Annotated in this window: 4 protein-coding genes; all 4 read right to left on the minus strand. The window is 37.4% G+C overall.

Annotated features, from left to right (window positions below; genetic code table 11):
* Positions 1-206: 206 nt before the first annotated feature.
* Positions 207-1,406, minus strand: coding sequence for a hypothetical protein (locus tag AAEY55_RS17845; protein ID WP_024599455.1), 1,200 nt, complete (start codon positions 1,404-1,406; stop codon positions 207-209).
* On the minus strand, positions 1,406-2,446 hold the full coding sequence (locus AAEY55_RS17850) for a nucleoid-associated protein (RefSeq protein WP_010554772.1): 1,041 nt from the start codon (positions 2,444-2,446) through the stop codon (positions 1,406-1,408). Before AAEY55_RS17850 ends, AAEY55_RS17845 begins: the two co-directional genes overlap by 1 nt.
* Positions 2,447-2,683: 237 nt before the next feature.
* Entirely contained in the window at positions 2,684-3,247 is a 564-nt protein-coding gene (locus AAEY55_RS17855; RefSeq protein ID WP_010554773.1) for a hypothetical protein, read from the minus strand.
* 25 nt (positions 3,248-3,272) lie between these two features.
* Positions 3,273-4,106 (minus strand): HNH endonuclease, encoded by an 834-nt coding sequence (locus AAEY55_RS17860; protein ID WP_010554774.1) that lies wholly within the window; start codon positions 4,104-4,106, stop codon positions 3,273-3,275.
* Positions 4,107-4,383 lie beyond the last annotated feature (277 nt).

Below are 4,383 nucleotides of genomic sequence, written 5' to 3' on the forward strand. Positions count from 1 at the left end.
ACTATGAGGATAGTGGATGTATTACTGATTAGGATTTGGACAAAAACGTTTCAGAGCCGAATGACGGCTCTGTGCCAGAAGCAGCCGTTAAATAGTATTGTTAAAATCAAAAACTCTGACTCCATTGATTGAAAAATCACACATCACTAGACACTATGAAAGTACCACTACTTTGAGAAAATGGTAGTTAAGAAGGAGGCTTGTTATTAATTATAAGCTTTACAAAACATCCAAATTGTTAATCCAACAAGAGAAAGTGTTGCGCATATAGCAATGTATAATTTGATTTCAACCTGGGTCTGCGCGCTTTCAATATCGCTTTTGGCTTTTCCTATCTCCGGAGCCTCATCTTCGTAAGTTTTAGCTAATGCATTGAATACACCGCGATATTCCTTACTCATAGTACTAATTGTTGAAAATTGACCGAACAAATTAAAAATTAGTAATACCGCTAATACTGACACTGTAACAATAACAGACACATTTTTTGCGAATGCCATCGTTTCTAAGCCACCTATTTCAATTTCCTTTATTTGAGTGGTTGCAAACCAAATACCCGCCGGCAGGGATAAAAGTTTAGTCGCTATATTGTCAAAGACCCCATGAATTTTGCTTACATACTCAGTACGCTTTTCCAAATATTCCTTACGCACTTTATCAAAAGTGTAATTTTCTACATAGCTTTGGTAGCTTAAAAGCACATTCGACACCAAAGAGTCCATATGTTGTATCAAATAGCTAAACCGCTGCCTCAACGTATTATCTTTAAGAAACGAAACTAACTCCCTGCACATTAAGCAAGTGATTGCTTCTTTGTGTAAATCTTTACTCAGCAGCTTCTTAAGGGCATCAAGGTCAATCGAGTGCGTTAAATCAGACTCCTTCAAAACAAACTCGAAATTCAAAGGTCGCTCATAGAAAATGGTACTATCTCCACCTTCAGTAGATTCAGCCAACTCTTTTACAAACTCATAGGCCTTGTGCACATTCAGATAATTAACATATTTTTCGTCTCCACTATCTGGTGTCAATAACGTACTAGTGTTAGTGAAAAAAATATATTTAACTGGTGATTTTACACGTAGCTCATTAGCCAGAAGTTCATTCCATTCAGAACAAATTGAATAGTCTGACTTGATTTGTTGTGCGGTTAGCTCGATGTAAAATCGTATATTATTTTCAAAGTGTGCTGGCTTAAGTTGGCTGAGGTTTGCGCTAGAAAAGGGCTTCCCATCTTTATTAAAGTCGTACGAACCTGTAGTTAATCCCGCATCAGCTAGTAACTCCAACTTATCTTTTAGTTGTGGTGTAAGACGAAGCCATCCTTTAAATTCACCGTCTTGAAGTTCTTTTTCATCAAGTGCAGCGAAAACTACGGCATATGCGTCGAGAATTTGGGTGCTCATTAGTTATCTTGACCAAGATCGTCTTCTAGCTCTTCTTCAATCGCTGCACGCAAAGAGTCAGGGATTTCTGAAAAGGTAAGCTCTCCATCGTCATATTTTACAGTGGTGTTTAGCATACCTCTATCAAAGCTAATCGCAATACCCTTTCCTCTACCAGAAAGTTTTTTGTAGCTTTTTAGTACCTTTGCGTCAATAGCAAGCTCTTCAGGCAAATCATGTATTTCTTTCGCCTGCCTAGCAAATTCATCTGCACGATCTGGAAAAACATGATTTGATACATGGCTCAATTGGACTTGATTCCCAAGTTTTTGTTGCTCTTTAATGTAATCATGCGCTTGTGCAACTTTTTGTGACACGACATCATCGTCCATGCCACAAGCGTTCTTTGCGTAATCTTGTATAGCACTTTTTAATTTCTTGGTTTCAACAGTTGCTGCCAGCTTATCTCTTTGACACCCGATAAATTTTTCAAAATAATCTCTCACGTCGGCTGCTAAGCCTGTTCGGAAGCGAACATATCTTGTGCTTAATTCACTTTTCCATTGAGTAAGGTTGATAGCGGCTCCTAAATGAAGCCTTTTCAAATCTAAGATTTCACTGGCTACAACTTCCAGATTAGCTGCTACATCGATGCCTTCGGTTTTATTCAAAATAGCTACAGCCAACCAATCATCATCGTTTCTTTCATATTGATAAAACACCAGATAACCGCCTTTAACAGAATGTAGTTGATCACCTACGATGACACTTTCATATTTGTTCGCCAATTCTTTTGTCATAGCAATAAAGTCAGAACATTTACATTCATCGTCGTAGTACTTTTTTAGTTTCTGCTCAAAGGCAGGTTCAACTTCATTATCTCCATCTACACCAAATTCGCCGATATTGAGATGAGCATTTGAAAAAAGTTCCAACAATCCGTCCGTTAGCTGTGCTGTCATTCCTTGCGTGCTATTCTCATTATTCCTGAGTTGCTTTGAAAGTCGTTCACCATCTTTGTCACGTTTTACAACATGAATAATTACGTGTTTAATTGCCATACATCGCCTGTTTATTTTTGGACAAGGAACTTTCAAAAGAGAAGAGAAAAGCTAATCCTTGCTTTATATGAATCTAAATCATTCAAACTTTAAATTGTTTTGCCTACACAAAGCAAGCCCTAATAAGCGACATGGGGCAGGTAAGAAGTTTTATCAAAGACCGCTTTTCGCTCTAAGTCGGACTTCGTCAAGTTAGCCTTAACGACAGAACTTTTTAAAAATCCAAAATTTATAATATTAACTGCTACACTTTCTATTATTCTCGATTGCATCAATCTCAGCTTTTTTTTCAATAAACCTCTCTAATGGGTTCCAAGTTTCGTAACATTTTTTTGGCATTGAGTATTTACTCCTCAAAGTTTCTGCTATTTCATTGGCCTCAATTCCAAGAAGTGCATATTGATATTGCCTAGCCCTAAAAGCATCTCTGTAATCAGGTGCTCCATCACCATATTCCGCTGCTATGGAAATAACTTCTTTTGCGTAGTTAAGGCGATTAGGCAAGTCCAATATTCTATACATCAAGTCAAACCTCATTGACTGCCACTTTCCATCTATACCATCTAAGTCGATAGTAGGTGTTTTACTATTTGTCACTAAGCAACCTTGCTGATCTTCCACTCCATTGTCACATACCACCTCAAAACACCCTGAAATAAAATGGTCTAGCTGGCACGAAACTCTTACAGCTAAATATCGAGCATCATTCCTTTTTGAGCGCCATTCATTAAAAAATTCTCTGAGGATAGTTAGTAAAGCCCCTACAAAGACACCAGCTATTCCGATCAATAATTTTTCCATGCTAAGATCGATTCCTTATAAAATTTTAGCAGTTCCCAACTGTAAGCTTTGCTTTCACTATATTGCTCAAACTTTCCTGAGTTAGAAAAGAGTCTTTTTCAAAATGAGCCTTTCGGTGGTCTTTAGGACATAGTGCAATAACATTTATAAATGAATCATCGCCGCCTTGACTTAAAGGGAGGATATGGTGTGTTTCCAAGTATTTATCGCCGCTGTTTGTAATGAATCCATCTGATAAACAGTACTCACACTTACCATTTGATCGTAGCAATACTTTTCTTCGTATAACACTTGAACGGGCATACTCAACTCCATACTTTTCGTATTCGTATTTTGGATTTTTAATATTGTTCGCATCAAACTGGTCAGCAAGCTTAGAAGGTTGGTAGCTGTTGCCTCTTTCGATAATGCAAGCTCCAGTTTTGTCATCATAACCAGTCACAAACCACTTTTCTTGATCCAGTTCTCTTTTAAGAACCCCTTTAGTATTTTCGTTTCCTTGGCATATTACAACATCAATAGATAATTTCTTCTCATATGCCAACCCTATCGCATAGTCAATTTCAAGCGAACGTTTCTTTCTCCCCTTTTCTTGCTCCTCAGCATACTTCTTGAAGCTATGCTCTTGATAGATTCTCCCGTTGATAATTCGCATTTCTTCATACCACAAAAAGAGAACAATGACTTTTTTATCATCACGAACAAAAGACCAATTATAGCAATATTTTGGATTTGACGACGGGCTACGCTCTTTATTGGTAAGTGATTCACTCCAATCAGCCATATCAAACTCTAATGCGGTTAAAATATCATAAACACGCTGCTTCCCAGATGGCCTAAGTTCACTGAGCTGTATCATAAAGTTTCTTCTTTTATAATATTCATAAGGTCTCCAACAGATACTATTGACTTACAGGATTGTAGTGGTCAACTAACTATCGTTTAGCATACAGCAATACCATCATGTGGTTAAATTTTTGACCATGAAAAGGTAACCTCACAAATTCATAGCATCTTGAGGGTAAATTTAAACTGTAAAGCTAAAATAGACACTTAGTTCGTAAGCGTCTAGCGAACCACACCTAGCATCGATGTTCTGATTATCTAAAAATACCTGCTCAATGATAAATTCGGAG

It is taken from the genome of Pseudoalteromonas sp. 120-MNA-CIBAN-0494, from assembly GCF_040308885.1.
GTDB lineage: Bacteria > Pseudomonadota > Gammaproteobacteria > Enterobacterales > Alteromonadaceae > Pseudoalteromonas > Pseudoalteromonas nigrifaciens.